At 53.8% G+C, this 25,838-nt stretch carries 28 protein-coding genes; 13 read left to right on the top strand and 15 right to left on the bottom strand.

Annotated features, from left to right (window positions below; genetic code table 11):
• Positions 1–102: 102 nt before the first annotated feature.
• The 5 genes from J4772_RS28345 to J4772_RS28325 all read left to right on the top strand — a co-directional run bounded on the left by J4772_RS28345 (position 103) and on the right by J4772_RS28325 (position 2,612).
• Positions 103–852: an RNA polymerase sigma factor gene (locus J4772_RS28345; protein WP_209072440.1), complete on the top strand. Its 750-nt coding sequence runs from the start codon at positions 103–105 to the stop codon at positions 850–852.
• A gap of 63 nt (positions 853–915) precedes the next feature.
• Positions 916–1,053, top strand: a complete 138-nt coding sequence (locus tag J4772_RS28340) for an adenylyl-sulfate kinase (protein ID WP_209072439.1) — start codon at positions 916–918, stop codon at positions 1,051–1,053.
• A complete protein-coding gene (locus J4772_RS28335; RefSeq protein WP_209072438.1) occupies positions 1,050–1,361 on the top strand; it encodes a hypothetical protein in 312 nt (103 codons plus the stop codon). Before J4772_RS28340 ends, J4772_RS28335 begins: the two co-directional genes overlap by 4 nt.
• Complete coding sequence (locus J4772_RS28330; RefSeq protein ID WP_209072437.1) at positions 1,358–1,654, top strand: hypothetical protein; 297 nt, start codon at positions 1,358–1,360, stop codon at positions 1,652–1,654. The genes J4772_RS28335 and J4772_RS28330 overlap by 4 nt, the downstream gene beginning before the upstream one ends.
• 85 nt (positions 1,655–1,739) lie before the next feature.
• Positions 1,740–2,612: a helix-turn-helix domain-containing protein gene (locus tag J4772_RS28325; protein ID WP_209072436.1), complete on the top strand. Its 873-nt coding sequence runs from the start codon at positions 1,740–1,742 to the stop codon at positions 2,610–2,612.
• A 46-nt stretch (positions 2,613–2,658) separates the two neighbouring features.
• On the opposite strand, the gene J4772_RS28320 is transcribed toward J4772_RS28325, so the two are convergent.
• The 4 genes from J4772_RS28320 to J4772_RS28305 all read right to left on the bottom strand — a co-directional run bounded on the left by J4772_RS28320 (position 2,659) and on the right by J4772_RS28305 (position 6,531).
• Positions 2,659–3,651 carry a phytanoyl-CoA dioxygenase family protein gene (locus J4772_RS28320; protein WP_209072435.1) on the bottom strand — a complete coding sequence of 331 codons (993 nt, stop codon included), beginning with the start codon at positions 3,649–3,651 and terminating at the stop codon, positions 2,659–2,661.
• A gap of 88 nt (positions 3,652–3,739) precedes the next feature.
• On the bottom strand, positions 3,740–4,681 hold the full coding sequence (locus J4772_RS28315; RefSeq protein ID WP_209072434.1) for an AraC family transcriptional regulator: 942 nt from the start codon (positions 4,679–4,681) through the stop codon (positions 3,740–3,742).
• A 112-nt stretch (positions 4,682–4,793) separates the two neighbouring features.
• Positions 4,794–5,636: a phytanoyl-CoA dioxygenase family protein gene (locus J4772_RS28310; RefSeq protein ID WP_209072433.1), complete on the bottom strand. Its 843-nt coding sequence runs from the start codon at positions 5,634–5,636 to the stop codon at positions 4,794–4,796.
• Positions 5,637–5,754: 118 nt separating this feature from the next.
• Positions 5,755–6,531, bottom strand: a complete 777-nt coding sequence (locus J4772_RS28305) for a phytanoyl-CoA dioxygenase family protein (protein WP_209072432.1) — start codon at positions 6,529–6,531, stop codon at positions 5,755–5,757.
• Between the two features lie 144 nt (positions 6,532–6,675).
• On the opposite strand from J4772_RS28305, the gene J4772_RS28300 reads away from it, so the two are divergent.
• Positions 6,676–7,557: a helix-turn-helix domain-containing protein gene (locus tag J4772_RS28300; RefSeq protein ID WP_209072431.1), complete on the top strand. Its 882-nt coding sequence runs from the start codon at positions 6,676–6,678 to the stop codon at positions 7,555–7,557.
• Here J4772_RS28300 and rnz read toward each other — a convergent pair.
• The 8 genes from rnz to J4772_RS28260 all read right to left on the bottom strand — a co-directional run bounded on the left by rnz (position 7,554) and on the right by J4772_RS28260 (position 13,653).
• A complete protein-coding gene (rnz, locus tag J4772_RS28295) occupies positions 7,554–8,501 on the bottom strand; it encodes a ribonuclease Z (protein ID WP_209072430.1) in 948 nt (315 codons plus the stop codon). The two genes, J4772_RS28300 and rnz, sit on opposite strands and share 4 nt — an antisense overlap.
• 255 nt (positions 8,502–8,756) lie before the next feature.
• Positions 8,757–8,975 carry a hypothetical protein gene (locus tag J4772_RS28290; protein ID WP_209072429.1) on the bottom strand — a complete coding sequence of 73 codons (219 nt, stop codon included), beginning with the start codon at positions 8,973–8,975 and terminating at the stop codon, positions 8,757–8,759.
• Positions 8,976–8,991: 16 nt separating this feature from the next.
• Positions 8,992–9,306, bottom strand: a complete 315-nt coding sequence (locus J4772_RS28285) for a DMT family transporter (protein ID WP_209072428.1) — start codon at positions 9,304–9,306, stop codon at positions 8,992–8,994.
• On the bottom strand, positions 9,306–9,656 hold the full coding sequence (locus tag J4772_RS28280) for a DMT family transporter (protein ID WP_209072427.1): 351 nt from the start codon (positions 9,654–9,656) through the stop codon (positions 9,306–9,308). The genes J4772_RS28285 and J4772_RS28280 overlap by 1 nt, the downstream gene beginning before the upstream one ends.
• Entirely contained in the window at positions 9,637–10,422 is a 786-nt protein-coding gene (locus tag J4772_RS28275) for a MerR family transcriptional regulator (protein WP_247740880.1), read from the bottom strand. The genes J4772_RS28280 and J4772_RS28275 overlap by 20 nt, the downstream gene beginning before the upstream one ends.
• A 367-nt stretch (positions 10,423–10,789) precedes the next feature.
• Positions 10,790–12,052 carry an IS91 family transposase gene (locus J4772_RS28270; protein ID WP_247740877.1) on the bottom strand — a complete coding sequence of 421 codons (1,263 nt, stop codon included), beginning with the start codon at positions 12,050–12,052 and terminating at the stop codon, positions 10,790–10,792.
• A 170-nt stretch (positions 12,053–12,222) separates the two neighbouring features.
• Positions 12,223–12,783: a DoxX family membrane protein gene (locus J4772_RS28265; protein WP_209072426.1), complete on the bottom strand. Its 561-nt coding sequence runs from the start codon at positions 12,781–12,783 to the stop codon at positions 12,223–12,225.
• Positions 12,784–12,855: 72 nt separating this feature from the next.
• Positions 12,856–13,653, bottom strand: a complete 798-nt coding sequence (locus tag J4772_RS28260; protein WP_209072425.1) for a helix-turn-helix domain-containing protein — start codon at positions 13,651–13,653, stop codon at positions 12,856–12,858.
• Positions 13,654–13,750: 97 nt separating this feature from the next.
• On the opposite strand from J4772_RS28260, the gene J4772_RS28255 reads away from it, so the two are divergent.
• Positions 13,751–15,673 (top strand): glutaminase domain-containing protein, encoded by a 1,923-nt coding sequence (locus J4772_RS28255; RefSeq protein ID WP_209072424.1) that lies wholly within the window; start codon positions 13,751–13,753, stop codon positions 15,671–15,673.
• 332 nt (positions 15,674–16,005) lie between these two features.
• On the opposite strand, the gene J4772_RS28250 is transcribed toward J4772_RS28255, so the two are convergent.
• Entirely contained in the window at positions 16,006–16,977 is a 972-nt protein-coding gene (locus J4772_RS28250) for a hypothetical protein (protein ID WP_209072423.1), read from the bottom strand.
• A 157-nt stretch (positions 16,978–17,134) separates the two neighbouring features.
• Between J4772_RS28250 and J4772_RS28245 the strand changes: the two genes are divergently transcribed.
• Genes J4772_RS28245 through J4772_RS28235 form a run of 3 tightly spaced genes read left to right on the top strand, consistent with a single transcriptional unit; the run spans position 17,135 to position 19,726 of the window.
• Positions 17,135–18,190 carry an ABC transporter substrate-binding protein gene (locus J4772_RS28245; protein WP_209072422.1) on the top strand — a complete coding sequence of 352 codons (1,056 nt, stop codon included), beginning with the start codon at positions 17,135–17,137 and terminating at the stop codon, positions 18,188–18,190.
• Between the two features lie 24 nt (positions 18,191–18,214).
• Positions 18,215–18,988, top strand: a complete 774-nt coding sequence (locus J4772_RS28240) for an ABC transporter permease (protein WP_209072421.1) — start codon at positions 18,215–18,217, stop codon at positions 18,986–18,988.
• The gene (locus J4772_RS28235; RefSeq protein WP_209072420.1) at positions 18,989–19,726 is read left to right on the top strand and encodes an ABC transporter ATP-binding protein; all 738 of its coding nucleotides are present in this window, start codon (positions 18,989–18,991) and stop codon (positions 19,724–19,726) included.
• A gap of 64 nt (positions 19,727–19,790) precedes the next feature.
• Here the strand turns inward: J4772_RS28235 and J4772_RS28230 are convergent, their stop codons facing one another.
• Together J4772_RS28230 and J4772_RS28225 are read right to left on the bottom strand one after the other, a co-directional pair.
• Entirely contained in the window at positions 19,791–20,390 is a 600-nt protein-coding gene (locus tag J4772_RS28230; protein WP_209072419.1) for a nitroreductase family protein, read from the bottom strand.
• A 582-nt stretch (positions 20,391–20,972) separates the two neighbouring features.
• Positions 20,973–23,027, bottom strand: coding sequence for a LuxR C-terminal-related transcriptional regulator (locus J4772_RS28225; RefSeq protein WP_209072418.1), 2,055 nt, complete (start codon positions 23,025–23,027; stop codon positions 20,973–20,975).
• A 307-nt stretch (positions 23,028–23,334) separates the two neighbouring features.
• Between J4772_RS28225 and J4772_RS28220 the strand changes: the two genes are divergently transcribed.
• The 3 genes from J4772_RS28220 to J4772_RS28210 all read left to right on the top strand — a co-directional run bounded on the left by J4772_RS28220 (position 23,335) and on the right by J4772_RS28210 (position 25,828).
• Positions 23,335–23,787 (top strand): DUF2269 family protein, encoded by a 453-nt coding sequence (locus tag J4772_RS28220; RefSeq protein WP_247740879.1) that lies wholly within the window; start codon positions 23,335–23,337, stop codon positions 23,785–23,787.
• Between the two features lie 305 nt (positions 23,788–24,092).
• Positions 24,093–24,824 carry a response regulator transcription factor gene (locus tag J4772_RS28215; protein ID WP_209072417.1) on the top strand — a complete coding sequence of 244 codons (732 nt, stop codon included), beginning with the start codon at positions 24,093–24,095 and terminating at the stop codon, positions 24,822–24,824.
• Positions 24,821–25,828 (top strand): HAMP domain-containing sensor histidine kinase, encoded by a 1,008-nt coding sequence (locus tag J4772_RS28210; RefSeq protein WP_209072416.1) that lies wholly within the window; start codon positions 24,821–24,823, stop codon positions 25,826–25,828. Before J4772_RS28215 ends, J4772_RS28210 begins: the two co-directional genes overlap by 4 nt.
• The last annotated feature ends 10 nt before the right edge of the window (positions 25,829–25,838 follow it).

The following is a 25,838-nucleotide window of genomic DNA, read 5'->3' as shown; positions in this document are numbered from 1 at the left end:
TTCTAAAAGTCCAATTTCGAAGCCGATGTGCGTATCTTTTCGCACGCTTCATTCGTTTACGATAGCAGGACGAAATTTGCCCTAGAACGAGGAGGGAACGCCATGCATGCGAACCGAACCGCAAATGCGCCCCAGACGGAGGCGCATCCGACGCTAGACGTAGCCCGGCTTCACGCCGCGCTGCGCAAATATTGCTTGTCCCTGGCCGAATCCGCTTGGGAGGCGGAGGACCTGGCTCAAGACGCCTGGCTTAAGGCGCTTGGCGGCGCCCGCTTCGAGGAACATCCGAATCCCGAAGCCTACTTGCTGCGAATCGCGAAGAACGCTTGGGTCGATCGCGCCCGCCGCAGCGCCAAGCTGTCGCGCATTCTGCGAGCCGAGCGTTCGCCAGAAGAGAAGGAAGCTTATGGCGACTCTCTGGAAATCGAGGCGGCTTTCCGCGCACTGATCGCACAGTTGCCCCCCTTGCAAAGAGCGACGTTCCTGCTGCGGGATGTACTCGGCTATTCAAGCGCGGAGACGGGCGCTATGCTTGGCGTGACGGAAGGAGCGGCCAAAGCCGCCCTGCATCGGGCCAGACTGGGCCTGCCGCGCGTCCGGGACAATCTAGAGAACGGCGCGGAGGCGCAGGCCGACGATCCGTCCGGCTTGGACGCCTACGTTCGGGCGCTTGCGGCCGCGTACGATTCCGGCGACGCGGAAACGATGTTGACCTTGTTCCGCGCAATCGACTCCGAGCCGGCCGCGGCGATCGGCATGCTGCATTCGCGACGGCTCCGTGCGGCCGTCTCGCGCCAAGCGAGCGTACTGCACAGCAACGAATCTCGCCCGACTATGCTGCTCGCCGCTTAAAGAAGGTCGGTTTGTCCATGCGCTCCGGCGCTTACCCGCATACACTATGGCGAGGTGAGCGCCATGTCGCAAAAAAACGGAGCGGTCGTCTGGTTTGTCGGGCTGTCCGGCTCGGGCAAATCGACAATCGGCAGAATCGTGGAGAGGCGGCTGCAGCAGAACGGCATTCCGCACGCCGTTCTGGACGGGAATGGGAAATGACGCTGGCCCGTCCGGACCACGGATTCGATTGCATTTTCTGCCATTACTGGTTCGGACCTCACGCCCGCTCCGCCCGCCCCTACGAATATGCGACGTTGATGCGGTATCCCGTCGAAGCGGTTTTATCCTACTACTTTTACATCGCACATCATCCTCCCCACTGGCTCAATCCTTTCGTGCTCCAGATGCCGATGAAGGATTTTTTTCAGCTTCCGGACAACATTATGGATGCCTTTTTCCGGAATTATCAGTCCAATTACATGCTGGCCGCCCTCCCGTCTCATGGAAGAATACGCTTAAGATCGTGACCGAGCATTATCCGATCGTCGGAGTTACCGAGCTGTATCACGAGTCGGTTTACTTGCTGAAAAATAGATATGGCTGGAAGTCCGCGGAAGTATTCAGGGTGAATGCGACGCCGAACCGACCAACAATCGAGCAAATCGATCCCGAGGTTATCGCGCTGATCGAGAGCTTGGTCGAACATGATTTGCGGCTGTACAGGTTTGTTAGAAAGCGGCTGGAAAAGGAAATTGAGCGTCTGCCCCATTGGAAAAAGAAGCAGCTCGAACTTTTCAAGCGGGAAGGACGACTGGACTAGCCTTCTTCCTGCAAGCGGGACTTGCGGAACTGTGGCTTCCTCCTTATGATGAGGGTGAACGACAACGAACGAAAGAAGAGGAACTATGACGATCCGTTCGCTTGACGAGCTTATGCCCACGGTTAATTTCGCCAGCAGGGCGACGGCTACCGCCGCTTCCAAGTGGGGAAGAAGAATTATTCCCGACAACCAGCTTTTCTACGTCGTGTCCGGTTATGCCGAGCTGTCCGTCGGAGAAAAAACATACGGGATTCGGAGCGGAGAGTGCGTGCACTTCGGGCCGGAATGCCCTCACGAGCTGTATGCGACGGAACGCACCGATTACTACAGCATCCACTTTCACTGGAGGCACGAATCGACGGCTCCGGTCCATCCGGGGCTGTCGATCCGTTATGCCGGCCAGGACGAGCCTTGCGGACAACCGGCCGTTCCCTCGCCGAGCATTCCGCCTTACGGCTCCGTAGCGTTCCCTTCCCATTTTACGGTCTCGGGACTGGAGCCGGTCCTGACCAAGATCGTGAAGGAATACGAGCTGGAGCAGCCTGGATACGGAACCGCGCTTAGAGGTCTCATGACCCAGGCGGTAACGTATATTTTCCGCCAGCTGCTGGACCTTCGCTCCGCATCCTCCACTTCCTTAAACAAGATCGAGCCCGCCATTGCGGCGATGCAGCTGGAACCGGGCCGCAATTGGACAGTGGCCGAGCTTGCGACGATGTGCGGCTATCACCCGATCCATTTCTCCAAGCTGTTTAAGGAGGAATTCGGCCTGCTCCCTAAGCAGTACATCATCGGCGAGCGGATCAAGCAGGCGAAGCGAGCGCTCCTGCACGGCGAGAAAATCGATTCGCTGGCCGAACGGCTCGGCTTTACGAGCATTCACTATTTCAGCCACCAGTTCAAGAAGTTTACCGGGCTGACCCCGACGGAATTTCGGATGCAGGGCAAGGACGCTTAGCGGCCAACCGCCATTCGGCGCTCCTCATTCCGTCTAAAGAACCGTCCTATTCCTTCTTCTGCACGACCGGCATCATCATGCCGTCCTCCATGCCCATCATGCGGACGCTGTCGCCTTCCCCGCTAGCCTCGGACAGGAACACCTCGGTACCGAAGACAGGCTCCGCGTACGGCAGATGAGTGCGGCCGCGCGCCAGAATCTGCCTGTAGTTGCCCGATTCTCCCTCGTAGCCGTCATGATCCCAAGGAACCCAGGAACGGGCGTTGCAATAGTGGCATACATAGGAACGGCGAAACCGATCCGCCGTGCGATTCGGATGCGAGCGGTGCAGCAGATGCGAATGAAAAAACAGCACGTCGCCTGGCCGCAGCGGCACCGGAATCGGCGGCGGGTACTTCGCCACCACCCGCGACAGCGTATTCGCCTCGTCGTCGAGATGGCTGACATTCTCCACGGCGTGCAGATCCTTGAACGCATCGACGGCGTGAACGCTGCCCGAATTGTACCCTTCAGGGGGATAGATCGGCTCGTGATTCGAGCCGGGAACGACCCACAGGCAGCCGTTCTCCTCGTCGGCGTCCTCCAAGGCGATCCAGGCGCCCAGCATCGTGTCCGGATGCGTCTTGATGTAGTACGAATCCTGATGCCAGCCTTGCCCTCCCCGTCCAGAAGGATTCAGGAACATCATCGATTGCAGAGCATAGACATCCGGCCCGATCAACGCTTCGGTCACGTCGAGAATGCGCGGGTGCAGCAATCCTCGCTCGGCGGCGGCGTCCCGTCTCGAAACCATATGAACCCGAGTCTGCTCGGAGAACTCCCGCTTCAGCGGATCGTCGTCCCGCGCGGCGCTCCCGTCCGTCTTCGCCGGACCAAGCCGCGTGCGTTCTGCCAAATCGTACAGCTCCGCGATGTCTTCTTTTGACAATAAATCTCTCACGATCAAATAGCCGTTGCGTTGATAATGAACGTAATCGTCCACGCTGACCAAATATCGATTATCGTGCTCGCGTGACTTCGGCGTATAAGGAATCCCCATTTTCCCAAACCTCCATGATCGTCGTTGCCTTTATTGTGCAATAAGGCTAACGGTCTCCTCAATGGACGGAACCTCGATTACGGGGTATTTATTTGATCTGTTCGTTCACGAGCACATGCCGGTTGGAGGATAGCGAAGCAACCGTGTCGGGAGCCGGCAGCGCATGCTGGGCAAGGGAGCTCTCGCAGCGTGCAATGTAGGCGGAAGCGGTCATTCCTCGAAGCCGCTTGTACATTTTGGAGAAATGATGCTCGTCTCGAAAACCGACCCGGTAAGCGATCTGCTTGACCGTCCACCGTCCGCTCTGCATCAGCAGCTCCGCCCGCCGCAATCTCCGCTCGAGCAGAGCTCGTTTCGGCGACATGCCGACGGAAGCGACGAACATGCGGGTGAAATGCTCGTGGGACCAGCCCGACTGCCGGGCGATCTCCTCGATCGTAATAGACTCTTCGAGATGATCTTCCATATACGTTAACGCCTGCGAAATCGGAAGCGGAAGCGGCCGGGCCAGCTCCTCCAGCGCATTGTCCGCGGAAGCGCACAGCTCCTCCAATGCCGACGACAGCAAGGCGGACAGCCTCCGCTTCCAATAAGCGAGCTGGAAATCGGCGATTCTTACCATCTGCCCAAGCAACGCCGGCAGCAAGCTATTGCCGCTGACCGGAAGATAAGGAGATCCGAAGAGAAGCGAATCGAAACGAGCGTCGCCCCGCCGAAGTTCCTCGTAATCGAAGTGGACGAACAGATGCCGAACGTTCTTATTCGGATCGAAGCGATAGCGATGTCCCTCGCCCGGCCTGGTAAAAATAAAGCAAGGCTTGTCCAGCTTATACGTTTCCTCGTCCGTTTCGTAGATCGTCGACGAGCCGTCCGGGAAGTAGACGAGTTCGTAGTCGGTTAGCCGTCTTTCTCCGAGAGTCGCTCCCGCCGCGGCCCACACATCCCCTACGCTGTGGACGAACGGCCAAGCGCGCAGCATGCTCGCTTGGCACTCCCGAAATTCCTCTCCGTCTCCATTTCTGTCCGTCATCCCGTTCGCGCCCCTTCTTTCTCTCTATTTTCCTCTATCGTAAGGAATGCAAGCCGTTTTCGCAACGTCAAGAGCCCTCCGTCCCAAGCGGGAGGAGGGCTCTTGCCTTCGATCAGCTAGCGCCGACGGAAGAATATACGACCGGGAAATGCTGTCCTTGCAAAATATCGCCTTTGTTTACGCCGACGTAAGATAGCATGACATGGTCGCTGGACGGCACATATCGCGTATGGCCCGGCATGTAGTGTACGGCGATCGCCCGGCGTTTATGTTCCGAGCGATTGTTAGGGCTGCCGTGCCAGGTAAGGCTGTGATGGTAGCCGACCTGACCTTTCTTGATCTCGAACGGCACGGCTTTAACCTCGGCCCCTTCCGGAAGCAGCTCCGGGCGGCGATGATAAGGCATGAATTCCTTATCGCTGGCCAAATACTTCTGATGATCTCCCCATTTATGGCTGCCCGGCACCATCCACATGCAGCCGTTCTCGACGACGGCGTCGTCAAGCGCGACCCAGGCGCTGACGAGATCGGCCGGCTGGATGATCGGCCAGAGCGGATGGTCCTGATGCCATGCGGTCGGTCCTCCCGTCACCGGCGGCTTGTACTGGATCTGGTCGTGCCAGATGCGCACCGTATCGGTGTTGCACAGCTGGGCGATCTCCTCGACGATCGTCTTGTTCGCGGCATGCTGGAAGAACACATCGCTGGCCATCCAAATATTGACGATCTGAATGACTTTCTCGTTCACGATCATTTTCATTCCGTCGTAGGGAGTCGCTCCCTCTGCTCCGTCGGTCAGCATATTGTGGGCCAGCACGGGTTTTTGTACCGATTTCCCCGCCATTACCAGCTCCAGCTCTTCGCGAAGCGCCTCCACCTCGTCGTCGTTCAACACGACTCCGCCCTTGAGAAAACCGTTGCGCTCGAATTCGGCCAATTGGCTATCGTTCAACATCGGACACCACTCCCCAACTCTTATTCGGATGTTTAGATCCATGGCTTCATCATAAGAGTTTCGGGTCCCGAAGTATTTCCGATAAACCAAGTTTCACTTGCGTTTTTCTTAGCTCTTGTTATTCGACGATCTGGTAGTTCGGTTTGACTTTATCGAAGTTGGGATTTTCGCCGCTGATCATCAGCCCCATGCCCCAATCGAAATGGACGTTCTGCGACGGGAAATCCTCCGGATCGCGATACTGGAACAGCACGTTCCTTCTCGTCCGCTCGCTCCGGTTGGCCGACGAGCCGTGAATCGTCAAATAGTTGAAGAACAGCACGTCGCCGGCTTCCGCCTCGCACAGCGTTCCGTCCGAGATCGGATAGGTTTTGTGGTCGAGGTAATGTCTGCCCACATGCTGCATCGGCCCCTGCTTGTGCGATCCGGGAACGACCCGAAGGCAGCCGTTCTCCTCGTCCGCATTGTCCAGATGGATGCTGGCGGCCAGCATCGTATGCTTCTCGTGCGGGAAGTAAGGCTGATCCTGGTGCATCGGGAAGGCCGCGCCGTTCTCCGGCGGCTTGACGAGCATCTTGGAATGGTGCAACTGCACGTTAGGTCCGATCAATTGCTGCAGCACCGCAACCATGTTCGGATGAATCGCCGCGCGCATGAACGCCGCATCGTGGTAGTGAACGTCGTGAAAGCCTTTCAGCACAAGCTTCTTCAACTGCTCCGGAGGCAGGAAGTCGCCCTGCCAGGCCGCATTCTCGTCCCGGTTTACCATCGCCGCCCGTTGAATGATCGCGTCCACCGCTTTGCGCATTTGCACGACTTCCTCGGAATTGAAGACGCCTTTGACCAGCAAATACCCGTTTTCTTTATAAAATTCCGCATCCTCTGTACGAATCATGCCGATTCCTCCCTTGGCCAATCTGAGCTTGAATTGTTTTGCATTTCGGCTTTATTGTATAGCTATCGGGCAGGGCCGGTCTTTGACCGCAGGCGACTTTTTTTTGCATAATAAGGACATAAGTGCGGAGTAGGGGGCGGAAGAATGGATATCGCCAATGAGACGCAGGCGCTGCTAAACGAGCAGGCGGCGAAAGTGATCACGGGAAACGGGGCGGAATTCAAAATTCATTATTGGGACGTCGTTCCCCGGCATTATAATAATTCGGTGCACAGACATTCCTTTTTTGAAATCTGCTACGTGCTGGAAGGAGAAGGGGAATATTCGGAGAACGGGATCGACTATCCGTTGCGGCCGGGAACCCACTTCTGCTCCAGACCGGGCATCGATCATCAGATCCGCTCGCAGGACGGAATGTATCTGATCTATGTAGCGTTCGAGCCGGATGAACGCAGCTCGCGGCGCGAAGCCGTCGAGACGTTTCATTCTCTCGCCTCCAGCGGAGAAACGTGCGTCTACGACGACGGAAGCTTGCCCTCCTCGCTGCTATGGAAGAGTCTGCTGCTGCGGGAGGACGGCCGCAACCGCTTGTCTCCGAACGCTTTGCAAGCCGCTGCAGGAGCTCTGCTGCTGAGCTTCCCGAGCCTCTTCAGCAGCGAAGCTCCCGCCCCGGCCCGCTTCACTGGGAGCGCGGACGTTCTGCTCCGTCAAGCCAAGCTGTACATTCGAGACAATCTGTCCCGAGATCTGAGCCTGCGGGAAATCGCCGCCTATCTGAACGTCTCCGAGCGCCATCTTTCCCGTTTGTTTTCCGGAGGCATTAGGGAAAATTTCACGAATTACGTTCGCGGCGAGCGCGTTCGCCGGGCTGCGGAGCTGCTGGCGGAAAGCGATCTGGCGATTAAGGAAATCGCCGAAGCGACCGGTTTCTCTTCGGTCCACTACTTCACTCGCGTCTTCCTGCGAGAGAAGAAGCTCCCGCCGGGCCACTTCAGGCGCAAGTACGGCGGAGCGGAGCATGATTAGGCTAAGTTTGTGCGGAACGAAGGCGAAGGAATCGGATAAGCCTGTAGCTCCATCGCCGCATCCGTCTGCGGGAAAACGCCTCGTGCCTGCGTCTCCAGCTCGGCAAGCTGATCCGGTCCGTACCGCGAGCTGAAATGAGTGATCAGCAACCGGGAGACATTAGCGGCTTTCGCGGTTTCGGCTGCCTGCAGCGTCGTGGAATGGCCGTACTGCTCGGCCTTTTCCGCCAAATCGGCGCCGAAAGTCGCCTCGTACACAAGTACATCGGCACCTTGGGCCAGCCGAAGCGCCCCTTCGCACGGCCGGGTATCGCCCATCACCGCGACAACGCGCCCGGGAATCGGATCGCATAGCACGTCGGCGGCGCGGATGACGCTCCCGTCCTCCAGCCTGAGATCCTCACCGGCCTTCAGCTTACCATAGGCCGGTCCCGGCGGAACTCCCGCTGCCGTAAGCACGTCGACGCGAAGCGAGCCGGAACGCGGCTTCTCTGCGATTCGATAGCCAAAGCAAGCGATTCGATGATCCAGCAGAGCGCACTCCACCGTATAGCCGTCCTCATCGAGCACGGCTCCTTCCGCTTCAAGCTCATGTACCTGGAAGGGGTAGTTCAGGTGAGTATCGGACAGCCTCAGCGCCGCATCGAGAAATTCACGCAAGCCCGGCGGCCCGTACACGTCTAACGATGCGGTCCCCCCAAGCGAGGAGCGGCTGCTCAGTAGTCCGGGAAGGCCGAACAGATGATCGCCGTGCAAATGTGTGATGAATAACTTGGTCAGTCTACTCAGTTTCAACGGCGTACGCAGCAGCTGATGCTGCGTACCCTCTCCGCAGTCGAACATCCACAGCGAACCTTTCGTCCTCGTCAGGCTCAGCACGATAGAGGACACATTTCTCTCCGCGATCGGCATGCCCGCGCTTGTTCCCATAAACCAAAGCTCCACGCACACCGCCTCCTTTCTTAGATCAGCATTGACGAACGATTTCTGCTTTAACCCGGCTGGCCGCACAGCCTTGCGCTTAACGGGTACCAAGACTAGTCTATGCTCTTTTATTTTAAAGCGGATTGTCCGTCTTAAATCTGAAAATCCGGCACTTTTGTTGAATTTAAGGCGGGTTTCCCGCTTTAAATCATGTATTTTTCCTTTATTGTAAAATTAAAGGGGGGAATCCACTTTAAAATCACTGTTTTTCCTGTTTCAACGAAAATAGAGCGGAGAAGCCGCTTTAAAATCAACGCCCTCACCGAAAATAAAGCGAGAAAGCCGCTTTAACTCAGCTGCCTCACCATTTTCGGCAAGTTTAAACGGAATGGTCGCGTTCCGCAACCGCCTGATCAAATACCCGCCAATCGAAGCGAACATCGATTTTGCTGCGAGCATCCAAACTCCGCCCCATCGCCTCTCCAATTGCTGCATCCAATCGCCGCCCCACCTAGCTAACCATCTTCAGTCCGACGACGGAGAAAATAATGCCAAGGATACAGCCGATCCGCAGCCAGCTTTTCGACTCCTTGAAGAACAGCATGCCGACAACGGCCGCGCCGACCGTGCCAATCCCCGTCCACACGGCATACGCCGTCGCCAGCGGTATCGTTTCCATCGCTCTTATAAGCAGCTGAAAGCTGATGATGAATCCGCCTATAAGAATGAGGTTATTCGTCCAATTGTTATTTTGCGCCACGCGTTTAATTCCGATTACTCCGACAACCTCCAACAATCCCGCAGCAATGAGCCAGATCCAGTCCATTACGCTTCACTGCCTTTACTCGATAATTTCAGCCCTATAATACACGCCAGAAGCGTAACGATAAACACAATTCTCAACGCGCTAACATTACCGCCGGATATCGCAATCTCCACAATCGTCGTGCCCAAAGTCCCCATCCCCGCAAATACGGCGTATACCGTACCTACCGGCAGCACCTTGGTCGCCCGAATGATCAGATCGAAGCTGGCGAGCAGAGAGACAAGAACGACAATGCTCGGAATAGTCTCGTACTTGAAGCCGCTTGCCCATACAATTTCCAGTAATCCGCCCAAAATGACATAAGTCCACGCTCTCGTCTCGCTGATGAGTTTAACTGCTTTTTCCGCCATTCTCGGCCTCCTCCTGTACGTGCTGCAAATACCCGTCGACTAACAGATCGATGCGATCCATGACCTCGGCATCCATTCCGAACACCTTCGTTTCCTTGCCTTCCTCGGGACGAATCATGGACCAGTACTTGTCGAGAAGCGCTTCGTCCTGGTGAAACCATTCCAATGAAAGCTCTACTATTTGCGCGGCCAGCTGCCGGGAAATATCCGAGGAAGGAGGCTCGTGCATGTGCTCCTTGACCTTCCGGACCAGCTTGGCCCACTCCATGCTTCGGGGGTCGTTCGCGCTCAAGTCCGGCAAGCTCTTAATGATCTCGATTTCGTGATCCGCAAAATTCTGAGCGAGGAACTTGTCTCTGATCTCCGCCGGGGACCGCAATGCCCGAATGAACAGAAAGATGTCCTCCGATTCGACCTGCCCGTTCATTTCGAACGCATGTCTTGCCGTCTGCAGAAGCATCTCCATCTCTGCCAGGCGTTGCTTCTCTTCTGCGATGGCCGCCAGTTCAAACTCAAGATAAGCTCTCCAGCGATCCTCCTGAGCATCCTTCCCGGTAGACAGCAAGTCCTTGATGGACGCTAAGGTAAACCCCAGCTCTTTCAGAGCCGTAATATGCCGAAGCACTCTGATCTCCTCGTTCGAATAGTAGCGATAGCCGGAATCGGCTACTTTGGCGGGCTTCAGCAGCCCGATTTCATCATAATATCTCAGCGTCCGAATGGATATATTCGTCTTCTTCGCCAACTGTCCGATACTGTATATCAAGCATATGCCTCCCCCGAAAATAATTATATAGTCTCCAGTATACGTGAGAGTCAAGCTTTTAACCTACGGTGCAGAACGTAAGAAAAACCGTCAGGGAAGTTCACCCTGACGGTCCTTGTCGTTCATACACCGATATTGCACTTATGAGTTACATACATCTTCAATTCGGTACTCGTGCCCGTGGATCCCTTTGTAGTATTCCGGATACATGTTTCCTCCACATTCTTCACACGTGAATTGTGGTGGGTCCAGCGGATCTCCTCCATCCATGGCATCAAAGTTTCTCACCACTTCATAGGGGATCTGTTCTTCGTTTTTACACGTCAAACAGATGTATTTTACCGCTAGCTTGTCCTGTAAGTACTTACTAAGCGGCGCGCTCCCTGCTTTCTTTTTCTTTCCCTGCTTCTTGCGTGACTTCGACACCGGCGACATCCCGAATCATCCTTTCCAACACGGCTTTACTATTCGCACTCAACGCAACCTTCACCACAAGTTGCCCATCCTTAAGACAGGCTTCTCCCTTGTACTCATAATAACATCCACACTTCGGGCAGGTCATCGGATCACTCCCTGTCTTCTGGACGATCCGCTCTCGCCACGTCTTACGTCGTATTAACCGCTTCGCTCTTACAATCCATTTCCGGGCCGTCTTCTGCCACTGGCTCACCATTTTCTTGCATAACCCTTTTAACCGCCTGGAATAGACTCCATAGTATCGGATTGTCTTAAAGTGCTCATCCGGGATATGTCGAATCAAGCGGGATATGAATTCTTCCACCGTGATCCGCTCCGTTTTCTCTTTCCCATCCGTCTTATCCACGTATCGGAATTCCACCGTTTCTCCATCATAATCCACGATCCGACTTAGGGCTATCGCCGGTCTACGAATGTATCTCCCTATGTACCCTAGTTGCACTTTCACATTCCCCTTCTGTTTCGGTGCATACACATAGAAGCCTTCCCCGTTCTTCGAGTAGGCCTGCTGTAGTCTAGCTTGTACAAGCTTCTTTTCCTCTGCACTTAAGTTTTTCCGGATGAGCTTGAGCACCACCGTCTGCCACTGCTTCCGCAACATCTCAAACGGTATGAAGTCGTAACTCTTCCACTCCCCGTCTTGCTTCATACCGCCCATCGTCACAAGCATATGTATGTGCGGATTAAAATTCATTCGTGAACCAAACGTATGGAGTCCGGCGATGATGCCCGGTGTACTCTTATGCTTCTTCTCGAAATATTCCTTTATGATTCGCACCGCTTCGTCCATAAATCCTTTGAGCAAATCACGGTGCTTCAGAAATACGTCTCTTAACCCTTCATCCATCGTCATGATCACATGACGATGATTGACCTGAAATACGTCATGCTCAAGTAGCCGACTCCATTCCTCGGTTTCCCCGCAAGAACATGTCGTACAGAATCGTCCTTTACACCGATAAGGGACTCGCTTTATATCGTGGCATCCTTCGCAAACCAGCAACTTAAAACCATTCTTCGGGTCACCACATCCGCGAAATTTCGAGACTTCCTTCAGCACGTTTGGACGGATCTTCTTTCCGTGCTTCTCAACAAAGCGATCCCAGTGCTGATTTTCATCGAAGAAGATTCGTTTCAGTACATTCGGCTCCATATTCCAACCTTACTCGATAATGTCAGAGAAGTGAACTCCCCTTTACCCCTTGAAACGATATAAATTCTTATATGTCAAAAAAAACCCGGTCACTTCCATGACCGAGGTTTCTCGTAAAGCTGAGCCGCGCAGGAGCGGCAACTTGATTATGGTCTTCGGCCGACGTTCGGTCAGCCCGACTTTTTGCGGGTCCACGGCGTACCGAGCAGCGGCAGCGCCCATCTGTCCAAGCCGTACCAGCCGGCTACTTTCCAGCCAAGCACGATCCATGTGGCGAGAATAAACAGCAGCGGGTTCGTGCTAAGCGTTCCCGCGAACAGGAAGCTCGCGTTCATGAAGGCGCCGAAGAATGCCGCCACGCCCGTCAGCAAACCGAGGATCAACCCGAGGCCGACCAACACTTCTCCGAATGCAACCATATACGAAAACACTTTGGCGTTGGGTAGAACGGCATTTTCAAGGAACGAAGCGTACCAGCCGGTTACGTCTTTGCCGTCCGCCGCTTTGCCGAGCGCCCCCTTTATAAAACCTTCCAGCCCTTTGCCCGCGTTGCTGCCGACCCAAGCGTCGTTCGTTACTTTGTGCCAGCCGGCATTCAGCCACGCATAACCCAAGTACAGACGAACAACGAGCCACAGCAGTCCCGATCTCGTGTTGTTAAACAGAAAATTCGATACCGGATTGTCAGGGATGATAATATTTTTGCCTCTCAATTCCTCTTTGATTGTCACAGTCTCATCTCCTCGTAGGCTTATATGGTCTATATTACCACATAAAAAGCGGCTCAAACTGTAAACTACTTCTCATTTGGCCTTGCGAAAATGATTCGGCGACATCCCCAGCTTCTTCTTAAATAAATTGGAGAAATAAAACTCGTCCGCAAAGGAAAGATGCGATGCCACCTCCCGGACAGGCATCCCCGTGCTTCTGAGCAGCTTCTGGGCAAATTCCATCTTCAATTGAAGATGATAGTGATAGGGCGTGACGCCGTACTGACGCTTGAACAAGCGTATCGTCTGCGACTCTGACTTGCCGATCAACGCGGCCAGCTCCGCCAAAGACACATTTTCCGCCACGCGATGGTCCAGGTAGGCTTTCAGCTTCATCGCATCCGATTGTACGACCGGCGGGCGCAGATGCTCGCTCAGCTTGAACAACAGTTCGTGAACGGTCAAGGTGCAATTCAGCACGGAATTGCCGTCGTTCGTTTGCGCGTTATGGACGATTTGCTGCAAGTAGTTCATAGAGTAAAAGTCGGGGATGTGATAACAGCCTTCCAACCCGTATCTACGAATCAAATCCGTCAACAAATCTCCTCTGACGTTAACCCAAATTTTGATCCACGGATCGTCCTTGTCCGAGAAGTACAAATGATCATGACCTTGATGCAGAAAATACGTATCGCCGGCCTTCGGATAAAACTCCCGGGAATCGATGATGACCGTTCCCCGCCCCCGAATAATGTACTCGATGCTGCTTACCGTAGAACGGGGTCTTACGATTCGATAAGTCCCGTCGCAAAACGATTTTCCGGCCAGCTCGAAGTGTAATCCGAACGATCCGGACGCTGCTTCTCGAAATGGGTATATTTCTTCCCTCATGCGCATTTTCCTCATTTGATCATCGGTTTTATCTATCCCTTGCCGTCATCGACGTCAGTATACTATATGTGAATCAATTAAAACAGGAGATGATCGAATGAGCTTCAGACCCTCGGCAGTTCCTCTGATAACCGTAGATCCCTATTTCAGCATCTGGTCGTTCGCAGACCGTCTTTACGATGACCATACGCGCCACTGGACGGGACAGCGCAACGGCATGCTCGGCTTGATCAAGATCGATGGCGTAACGTATCGGTTCATGGGAAAAGTAGAAGCCTTCGGCGAGCGCTATTACGCAGAACCGCAAGTCATCCCGCAAATCAAAGTAGAAATACAGCCGCTAACCACGATCTATACCTTTGCCAACGAACAGGTCGAATTGACCTTGAAATTCATGACGCCTCTACTCCCGGATCAGCTTCACATTCTGTCACGCCCCGCCTCTTACATTACGTACGACATTGCGATCAAAGACGGGCAGGAGCATAGCATTGAAGTGTATTTCGATATTTCCGGCGAATGCTGCATCAACACGATGGATCAGAAAATCGTCTTCCGCCGCGGCACCGATTCCGTCTATTGCGGCAATGCGGAGCAGAAGCCGCTTAACGCCAGCGGAGACCACATTCGCATCGATTGGGGCTATCTTCATGTCGCGCATCCCGGGGCGTTCGTATCCGACTATGACGGGCGGTATCATTTTCTGGCCAACAAGGAAGTCGTCCGTGTGGATACCGAAGGCGAAACGGCGCTGCCCGCCAGCGAGTACCGCTGCATCGCGCTGATCAGCGACAAGCTCTCCGACACGATCTGCCTCGCTTATGACGATATCAAGTCGATCGAATATTTCGGGGAGCAAATCGACGCTTATTACAAAAAGGAGTACGGAACGTTCGACAACATGCTGAAGCATGCCGTATCCGACTTCGAGCAGGTTCGTTCCCTCGCGACGGAGTTCGAGGAGAAGCTTAACGGCGAAACGGCGAAAGTGAACCGCTACTATGCGGACATCGCGGCTCTGGCCTATCGGCAAACAATCGCCGCTCATAAGCTTGTGCTGCACGAAGACGAGGCCCTGTTCCTGTCCAAGGAATGCTTCAGCAACGGCTGTATCGCTACATTAGACGTCACTTATCCTTCGATCCCGCTATTCTTGAAGTACAATCCGGAGCTGGTCAAAGGAATGCTGCGCCCGATTCTGAAATATGCACGCTCCGACGCTTGGAAGTTCGATTTTGCTCCGCACGACTGTGGGCAATATCCGCTGTGCAACGGTCAAGTGTACGGCGATAATAAGCTGGAAGATCAAATGCCGGTCGAGGAATGCGGCAATATGCTGCTGTCGGTGGCGGCGCTGTCCCGCTACGAAGGCTCGAACGAATTTGCCCTGAAGGAGAAGGAGCTGCTCGACAAGTGGGCGGACTATTTGACGGAGTTCGGGTACGATCCGGGCAACCAGCTGTGCACGGACGATTTTGCCGGACATCTTGCCCACAACTGCAACTTGAGCATGAAGGCGATCGTAGCGTTGGGCGCGTACGGCAAGCTTGTGCAAGAGGAGAAGTATGTCCGGGCCGCACAGGCAATGGCCGACAGATGGAGTGCGGAAGCCCGGAAGGAAGAGGGCTCTCTGCTGGCCTTCGATCAGCCGGACTCCTGGAGCATCAAGTACAACATCGTGTGGGACAAGTTGCTTGGGGTGGGGCTGTTTGAGCAGGAAGTGTACGAAAGCGAGGTTAGGCTGTACAGCCAAAAAATGAACCGTTACGGCCTGCCGCTGGATTCGCGCTCGGATTATACCAAGCTCGATTGGCTGGCATGGACGACGGTGTTTGCGGATAACGGCGAATATAGCGAGCGGCTGTACAAGTCCATCTGGGATTTTATCAGCGAAACGGTCGAGCGGGTGCCGATCACCGACTGGTATTACAGCTCGACGCCTCATCAGGTGAAATATTCGCGCTACACTGGATTCCAGAACCGGACCGTTCTCGGCGGGCTTTATATTAATTTGCTGTAGTACGGTTGGCTGCTTTAAGAAGAGACTGTCCTATACACGGAGTTGCTTGAGATGATCGATACAAAAGTGACATACGATCCTTTGATTTTGGTCGCTTTGTACGATTTACCGACTAACTTATCTGCGTAGACTTTTCGTACAAGTAGATTCGCCGTAAAAGTTTGATTTCCAGCCAATTGGAAACGCTGTGGGTCAATCAAAGCCCGAAGACTGCCTCATACGCTCCTGAAACCATCTTGCAACGGGTTCACCCTTTCAGGTTTCAGGAGCGAGTTTTTGGGACCCCATTTATCAACGATTATCGTTCCGGCTGGCCTATCGAAAAGCCCCATTTAATGGCAAAACAATCCGAAATTGCGCAGCGGCCAAAATTCGATCGGCTGCTCCAGGAAATACAGCACTTCGGCAAAATTCGAAACCGGAACGATCAACTGCTTCTTGGAGATATCTTTAACCTGCTGGTACGCCTCCACAGGGACGAAGAAAACGTCCGGCCCCTCCTCGATAGCGGACCGTGTATAAGCCTCAATTCGGTCGACCATCCCGATTCGCCCATCCGGGAGAACGGTGCCTACCCCCATCACTTTCTGTCCTTGCGTCACGTCGAGCTCGGATTCCGCGTTCCATTTGGCCAAAGTTCTAATAAGCGCATGAGGGTCGGAATCCGCCCCCTCCCATTGATAATACGTTTCCGGAATATCGTACGGCAGTTGGAACAGGTCTCCGAAATCCTGTCCTGCCTCCCCTTCTATCAGAGCAAGCCGCTTGGCCGGCGCAGCATCGGCGACGCTCGCCGCGCTCAATGCCCATTCTCCCGCCTGCGTGGGACGCTTCATCGTATTCGGAGCCTTCAGCACGCCTGCCTTGCCCGGTACCGCGTACTCGCTCGGCGACGCAGGATCAATTGTATATTGCCCCGGAACTGGAGCGGCCAAGAGCGCGGCTACAGTTAGCGCGACCGGGACGAACCTTCCGCCGGCGCCCTTCTCCTGCCAATGCCAAACGGCTAACCCGAGCAATCCGATCGCGCTGCAGAGCACAAGCATAAACAAGGGGGCAAGACCCCACAAGGCTAGCGCGGCGACAGCCAGATAGGCAACCGCAAATATTCGATAATAACGAACGGACTTGCGCTTCTCCCTCATCCCTGTCCCGAAGAACGCTACTAATAGGAATAGCAGCGCGGAGACCGCTCCGATCGCAGCGGGCCAAGGACTTTTCAGCGCCATATAAGCAGCCCACAGCACGAAGTAAAGCCCGGAATATAAGACTAATCCTGATCTATTCAGCGCTTGCAGCAGCATACCAACGTCCCCTTAAATTCCACTTTTCCCATTAAAACTATTGACGCGCTTGTCATTTAAACCTAAAATCTAAAATAGTTATTATTCCAACTGAACAACTTGGGTATGGAATGATTATAGTCCGAATCAAATGAATTGTCACGGGGGAGAGATAAAATTGAAATTAAATTTGTGGAAAAAAGGGTTGAGCATCCTCGCGTTGTCCACGCTGCTCGTTGCGGGCGCTTGCGGACAAAATGACAAAACGAGCGAGCCTGCGGCAAGCTCCAGCGCAAGCGCGGGAGGCGCGTCGGAGCAGGTTACTCACAAGCTTCGCCTCGGATACTTGAACGTTATGGACGATGCTCAGACGATTTTGGCCGACCGCGCGGGGATCTATAAATCGCACGGCTTGGACGTCGAGATGCACATGTTTTCCAGCGGAACCGACCTGATCAAGGCAATCGTAGGCGGCCAACTGGACGCCGGAGTGCTCGGTTTCACGAACGCGCTGTCCTGGCTCGACAAAGGCGCGGACTTGAAAATTGTTGGCGGAGCGCAAATGGGATATCACAGCATGCTGGTCGGAGAAAACAGCGATGTGACCGCAATTGAGCAGCTGAAGGGCAAGAGTGTAGCCTCCCAGCAGCAAGGCAGCACCGCCGACATCGTGTTGAACGGCGTCGTCTGGAAGCAAGCCGGCATGGAACGCGGCGACGTCGTTATGCAGCACGTTTCTCCGGCAGTCGCCATTCAATCGCTGGCCGCAGGAAAAGTCGACGGAGCTTTCGTCTTCGAGCCTTACGCTTCCATCGCCAAGCAATCGTATCCGGTTAAGGAAATCTACGAGGTGGGTCAGTCGTGGCCGTTCCCGTGCATGGTCGTAATCGCATCCGGCGATATCGTCAAGAACAACAAAGAAGCGGTGAATCGCATGCTTGACGCGCAGAAGGAAGCGATCGACATGCTGAGCAACGACGCCGCCAAAGCCGCATCGTTTATTACGAGCGACTTTATTACGGAGGACACGCTGAAAAAAGCCGACGGCACGACCGTTCCTGCCGAATCCGTGATTCAAGCCTCTATTGAATCCCAGGTATTCAACTGGAAAATTACCGACGAAGACATCGCCCGTATGGACGAAGTCGGACAAATGATGGTCGATCAGGAAATTTTGAAGGCGAAGCCGGATGTCAAAACCGCTCTTGACCTCAGCTGGCAGGAGCAACAATAACCGACGATTGAAGGGTTCATTCCTATGATTCGCAAAATTCAAAAGCTATGGCCCTTTGCCGCTGCGGTAGCAACGCTTCTATTGCTGCTGCAGGTCGGCAATTGGGTTAATCCCCTTATTTTTCCGTCCGTTCCGTCCGTGTTTGTGCGCCTGTACGAAGGCGTTGCGGAGCCGAAGTTCTGGAAAGCGGTCGGGGCCAGCATGTACAGATTGTTAATCGGATATCCGATCGCCTGCTTCCTCGGTGGAATCTTCGGCCTGCTGGCCGGCCTGTACCGGGGTTTTGCCTCTTATTTGCGCAGGCTTATCGCCATACTGCAATCCATTCCTCCGATTACTTGGCTGCCGTTTCTAATGATTATTTACGGCTTCGGCGACGTTCCGATTATCGCCATCGTCATTATCGCCAGCTTCTTCCCGATGGCGATCGCAGTCATGGACGGAACCGAGGGCGTCGTCCGCACTCATCTGGAAGTGGCGAGAGTGCTTGGCGCCAAGAAGAGCCAGATCGTGCGGAGAGTTTATTTGCCGGAGACGCTCCCCGCCTTTATGACCGGCGGCCAGCTTGCGTTTGGCAACGCCTGGAGATCGCTCATTGCCGGGGAAATGTTCGGCAGCGCCATGGTCGGCCTCGGCTTCTCGATCCGGTTCGCGGGCGAGATCGCGGATATGAGCGGCGTTATTTTGTACATTATCGTTATCGGTGTCATCGCGACGCTGCTCGATCAGATTTTAATGGAGCAAGTCAAGCGGAGACTGCTTCGTTGGAGATACATCGCCGGCGGGGAGGGAAATTAGGTGCACACATTGGAGCTGCGCAACGTCAGCAAACGCTTTGATTCGCTGCAGGTGCTCGATGGGATCGATCTGAAAATCCCTCAGGGGGAGTTTGCAGCGATCGTCGGCCCGAGCGGCTGCGGCAAAAGCACCGCCCTTCGCATGCTCGCAGGCCTCGAAACCGCTACGGAAGGCGATGTTCTCGCCAACGGCGCGAAGATTACCGGGCCTTCTCCAGAGCGGATGATGATCTTCCAGGAGCATGGACTGTATCCTTGGCTGACCGTGGAGAAGAACGTCGCATTTGGCCTTGAGCTCGCCAAAGTGCCTAAACCGGAAGCCAAGGAGCGAATCAACGCCGTTCTGGAGAAGGTCAACCTCAAAGGCTTTAATCACTACTTCCCCTCCCAGCTCTCGGGAGGAATGCGTCAACGGGTCGCTATTGCGCGCGCTCTAGTCATGGATCCGGACATTTTGCTGCTGGACGAGCCGTACGGTGCGCTCGACGCGATGACGCGTCTGACGATGCAAAACGAACTGATCCGGATCTGGCAAGGCACCGGCAAGACGATGCTGCTCATCACCCACGATATCGACGAAGCGCTCTACTTGGCCGATAAGGTGTACGTAATGAGCCCTAGGCCGGGACAGATCATTCATACGACGCATTACGAGGCGCCGAGACCGAGAGATCGAAGCAGCGAGGAATTCGTCGCATACCGTAGAGAAATAATGAAGCTGCTTGGGCTGGACGAATAATAAATAGAGGCGCAGGGGATACTCTCCCCTTGCGCCTCTATTTATTTTGCAGCTATTTAAGCTATTATTTGATCGGCTGTCCGAACGCGCCTTTAAACACCGTTTCCTCTAGCGGACGACGCGGAGACGGAGCCTCGCGCGAAGCCATCATCTCAGGAAGTGCGTCCTTGTCCCCTTGATAGCCAAGAGCAACAGCCGCCTGAATCGCGAAATTCTCCGGAACGTTCATGACTTGGCGAGCTTTCTCAAAGTCAAAGCCGGTCATCGCATGAGTGACGAGACCTTTGCGAACAGCTTCATGCGCCAACGCGCCCCAAGCTGCACCAGCATCGAACGCAGCGGACGGGAATGGGCCGTTTTCCGAAGAAGTCTGGGAAACAATCAGAATGAGCACCGGTACTTTCGCGCACCAAGCCTGATTGAACTCGGCCAGGAACGACAGAAACTTTGCGCGCTCCTCGGGCGTTCGAGCGACGATAAATCTCCAAGGCTGGAAATTAAAAGCAGAGGGAGCAAAACCGGCAGCTTCCAAAACGGCGAACAAAGTTTCTTCCGGCACTTCCTTCTCCTGGAAGGAACGCGGGGACCAGCGATTGACGTTAATCGGATCAATCTCGTACGAGGTTGGTCGGGCTTGAGCGACTGCTTCTTGTATTGTAACCATTATGTTTTCTTTCCTCCTGCGAATGTATGTCTAGTTGGATGAAATCCACTTACTTTATTATAGCGCATTGAGCTGAGAAACGACACAGCCGGAATTAGTTGCACAGGCGCGATTAAAGCGCTTAAAGCTCATTAAAGCTAACCGATGCTGTCAGATGCTCATCATTAACGGCATCGTCTCGGGATGCGTCGAAATCTCTTAAGTTCGCACCGTATTGTTTTATCCACAGCCTACAATTTTTATGCGTTATCGGACTGGCCGACCAAACCTGAGAAAATTGTGCCTAGGAACATAGCAAACCTACTTCAAAGAGTGCTAGGGGATCGCTATGAATTTATCCTGAATTCCGAAATCCCAAAAGATCAAGGTAGCACTGTGGTGAACGAGTGATGCAGAGTGTAAAAATGAGGGAATTCCCCATGCCTACGAGGGACTTTTGAGATTAGCAGATAGTCTTTCCCCCCTCCTCAGACAAGGAAGCATTACTTTCGAAATTCAGGATAAATTGCTCAAAACCAAACGGTTACACTTTAATGTAAAAAAAGACAAGCTCCTCTAGAGAACCTGTCTTCTTGCTCAGAACTATTGGGCTTTGTTCAACAAACGGTTAACCAACTGAGTCCGGTTCTTGATGCCCAGCTTCCGGTAGATCGCCGATAGATGCTTCTTGACCGTAATTTCCGAGACATACAGGCTTGCCGCGATCTCTTGGTTCATATAGCCTTGTACAAGCAGCCTCGCTACCTCGTTCTCCCGGGCCGACAACATCGGCAAATCGTTGGTCCGTCCCTCGGAATGCTCCGACAAGCCGAAGGACTCTACCATTTTGTTCAAATAACGCTGCAGCTTAGCGCCTCTTGTGTCCAGCACGTAATACGGTGCAGGCGTATTGGCGTCATAATCGTAATGTACGATGTCTCCCGTCTGCTCGCATCCCAGGCTGAGGTGGAAATCGTTTAAGAAGGGGAGATCCGGAGGGGACGCTACGACATAATCGGAGGAAATCAGCAGCGAAATGAACGTCAGCCCCGCGGTCGTACGGATCGTAACATCCCCGAAATCGGCGACATCGATCGTTTTGACAAAATAACCGGCAATATGCCCTTCCGCCTCCCGAAGCTCCCGCAACTCGTTTTCCGGCAAACTCTGAAAATAAGCGGAAGACAACGGCCGAGCGCACAAGTAGTCCAGTGTTCCCGCATGGATCGGAATGATTGCCGTCAGACCGCATATGCTCCCCTGCTGATCCCTCATCAGCTTAACAATGCCGGGTTCGAGCTCATGCAGCTCCTGAAGATGAATATGCTTCACCATCTGCGAGCTTTCTTCCGGGGAGATCGCGTACTCGAACAGTTCGCCCGTATCCGGGTTCAGCAGCGGAATGCACACCTCTTGCGAGTTGGTCCGACGGTTTTCCAAGTACCGCTCTGCCTCCGTCCAGTTGGACGAATTCAACGGCTCCATACGATACGGCGATAATTTCTGATAGCAGAAATTGCGGACTACATGATCTCCGATATAATAGTGCCATTCGACGCCCTCCCAAGCGATCTCCTTACGCTGAGTCGAACGAGTCATCTTGTTGTAGTAATACATAATGCAGCGCTGCTGCAGCCGGTTGTAATGCTCGGGCTGTCGGATCCGCAGCTCGTGGCCGATGGCATCCCTCATCAAGTCGTGCAGGATCCATCCTCGATCAACTCTGCGGACAAAGGAAAGCCCGGCAAGCCACTGAAATAAATCCGTCGTCACCGCCTGATCCAATACGCAGGAGAGCAATTCCTGATTAAAATGGCGAAGCACCGCCGCAGTCTCCACAAGCTCCCTGAGCTCGTCGTTCGGAACCTCCGTCAGCCAAGTCCTTACGACATGTTCGAATACTTCGATTCCGTCCGCTATGGCCAAGTCCTGAACATTCTGGACCATCGTCGTCGACACGATCAAGGACAAGGTGAGCGGATGCCCTCTGGTCTTCATCCAGATTTGTCTGATCATCGGCTCCTCGGAAATGCCCGAGCGGTCCAAATATTGTTTTACGGAGAAAAAGTCGAGATCGCCAATCGGCATCCGGTGTATCCAATGACGCCATGCCGGGGAGCTGAGCCAGAGACCCTGCAAGGGAAATCTTCCCGCAACGACAATGAGAATATCCGAATGCAAGCGCGGAAGGAAAACTTCTCTCAGCCAATTCTCCATATCGTTCATCTCTTCGAAGGTGTCCAGTGCAAGAACCAGCTTCGTATTGTCCGCCTTCTCCCTCAGGACGCCGTGACAAAGCTCCAGCAGCGTCTGCGGTTCGGCGATCCGCCCCAGCTTCTCTGCCGGGTAGCCGAGCATACGCAGCAGTTCCGTACAGAAGTCGTTAGGCGTATGGGAGAACCCGCGGCTGTCCATCAACAGAAACACCGCCTTCGCATTCGCAGCTAAACCTCGGAACTCGTCTAGCAAGTAACTTTTACCCACGCCGCCCGTACCATAAATGTTCAAAACACGTTTGGATTGTCCGCTCATTGCCAGCTGCTGCAGGAAAAACCCAATTTCGTTCTCCCGCCCCACCATGTAGTGCCGTTCCATTTGTTCGATCTTGGCAGCTATGCATTCCTCGGATTCCGTTACCTTCACATCGCCATCGCTCATGGCATCCATCTACCTCCGACTGAATCATCCGCGGTCCGGTTTGATCTATTGATCATCTCATGAAATGGTTTGTATCTAACAGTGCCCGGCATCCCGACTTCCATCATGACCGGTCATCATTGTGGCTTCGCTTTTGTCATGACCAGTCATGTTTATTGTCATTTTAGTCATAGGTGCGGCGGCTTTGAGGAAAAAGCAATACCGCGATCGACCGTATATTATACGTTCGGATAATAGACTGCCGGAGAGGAGGGATGGTACCGTAAATGTATTCTTAAGGAAGATTCCGGGAGGAGAACAGAAGATTATGCAATGGTTAGTATTGATTCATGTTTTGTCGGCGATTATGGGGATCGGACCTACGTTTTTTGGACACGTGCTGGTTAGATTCAACCAAACGCCTGAACAGCTGCGTCATTCTTTGAAGCTGGCGGGGAGGTTGGATTTTTTCCCCAAGGTCGGAGGCTCTCTTGCGGTTATAACGGGAATTTTACTCATTGTGCTCAACGACTACGGTACTTTTACGCAGCTCTGGTTAGTCGGGTCGCTCGTGCTCTATGTTTTGATTCAAATCGTCGTGATCGGCTTCGTCGCTCCATCGCAAAAACGTCTCGCCCAATGGGTATTCGATGAAGCGAACTTGAACAAGTCCGAGCTGCCGTGGGAACAGCGCAGAATCCTCGCGAAAGCGAATTCGATGCTTTATGTCGCGTCCAGCATGGGCCTGGTTCTGTTTGTTTTTATGATTTTGAAGCCTTAGAACGCGCTTAGTAGTGCAATGTGGAAGAGGCTGTCCCCTAAGCCAAGAAAGTTGCTCTTGAAGAAATCGAAGAACAAGGATCAAGGTGTATGTACCTCCTTTGTTTAATCGATCATCTCAAGCAACTCTACTTAGGGGGTAGCCTTTTTTTCATGTGTGCGTTACAGCTCGAGGGCGCCGCTCTCCCGCCAAGCGCTACAAATCGTTTTGATCGCTTGATAAGCAAAATGTATAATCGTTGTGAAATCAATTCGTACGATCGGGTTGAGAGGTTAGTGCCCGTTTGCGATGAGGAGACGAAGCAAATGAGTGATGCGAGATGGATTCCTGCCGGAAAGCCGAAGCAGATTCGAGCCGAAGGAACAAGAAGCATACTTTATATTGAGGACAATCAGGAGATCGGACTGTGGGTCAAGGAGGAGCTGGAGCAGCGCGGTTATGAGGTACAGTGGCTAATATCCGGAGACGGCGCGGAACGGGAAGTGCTTGAGAAAGATCTGGTCATCCTCGATATTATGCTTCCGGGGCTGGACGGTTTTACGATCGGTCAACGTTTAAAAAAAGCGGCGCCGACGGTACCGATCCTGCTTCTGTCCGCACGTTCGGCTGTTGAGGATAAGCTGGCCGGGCTTCAGTTCGCCGACGATTATGTGACCAAGCCCTTTCATATCGACGAGCTGGCAGCGAGAGTGGAAGTTCTGCTGCGCAGGAGCGGATCGGGACTTCCGAAGCGTCTGCAGCTGGGACAGCATATCGTCGTGAATATGACCGAGAATACGGTGCGGAATGAAAGTACGGGAGAAGAAATTATCCTGACGGGCAAGCAGCATCAAATTTTGATGTATTTTCTGAGCCGTCCCAATCAGATTTTGCCTAAAGAACAAATTTTCGAAGCAATCTGGGGCGAACCGTACATGGAGGGCGACAAAACGCTAATGGTCCATATTCGCCACCTCCGCAAGAAGCTGGAACAAAACCCGGACGCGCCGGAAATCGTTGAAACGGTTCGAGGCATCGGATACAGGGTCAGGCTATGAGACGTTTTGGATCGTTTTTTCGCCGGTATTTGCTATTTCATTTTCTAGTTCTCATTTCCCTTCCGCTTCTGGCGATTTTCATGATTGCCGGCGTATCCCCCTCCGAAGAGCCGTCGGGTACGCTGTATGAATATCGCAGCATCGTGGTCCTGATCGGCCTCATCTTCACCGTACTTATCTGCATTTCGTGGATATTTTTCTATCGCCTCCGCCGACGACTGATCCGTCTGCAGGAAGCGATGGCCGTCCCTGAAGATAGCGACAGACTTCCCCGCTCCGTGTCCGTTCGCTCCGCGCGCGAGGACGAAATCGGCCAGTTGGAAGCGTCATTTAACCGAATGGTCCTCCAACTGGAAGACAGTCGCCGCCGGGAACAGGAAGAGGAATCGCTCAGGCGAAGATTGATTGCGAATTTGTCGCACGACTTGCGAACGCCGCTTACCGTTATTCGTGGGCACGCCTCAAGGTTGAGCAAAGAACCGCTTAGCCTGGAAGGCCGCGACTCGCTGGGAGCGATCGACAATACGATTACACGCGTCGGCGAACTAATGGACGACCTTCTGGCGTACACGCTGCTCACCTCGGGCAAATACCCGTATCATCCCGTTCCAACGGATATTGTTCGGTTAGCAAGAGCCTCGATCGCTTCCTGGTATCCGGCATTCGAGCAGGCGGGCTTCCATATTGAAGCCAATCTGCCGATGCAGACGACGTTCTCATGGGAAGTCGATCCGCAGTGGATGACGCGCGTGCTTGACAATCTGTTTCAGAACATCCTTCGGCACGCAGGAACCGGCCAATATGTCGGTATAGCGGTGAATGCGGAATTGCAGGGACTGACGATCGCGGATCGCGGCCCCGGATTGGACGAGCCCTCCGACGACCGCGGCGCCGGCATTGGACTGGCGATCACTACGCATATGTTGAAGGAAATGAAGCTGCAGGCGGATTTTGTATCGGATGAGACCGGCACTAGCGTGACGATCTGCCAGGCGAAAAATTAAACTGGATTTA

This window comes from Cohnella sp. LGH, from assembly GCF_017671885.1.
Taxonomy (GTDB): domain Bacteria; phylum Bacillota; class Bacilli; order Paenibacillales; family Paenibacillaceae; genus Cohnella; species Cohnella phaseoli.
This window is presented reverse-complemented; position numbering and strand designations above follow the sequence as displayed.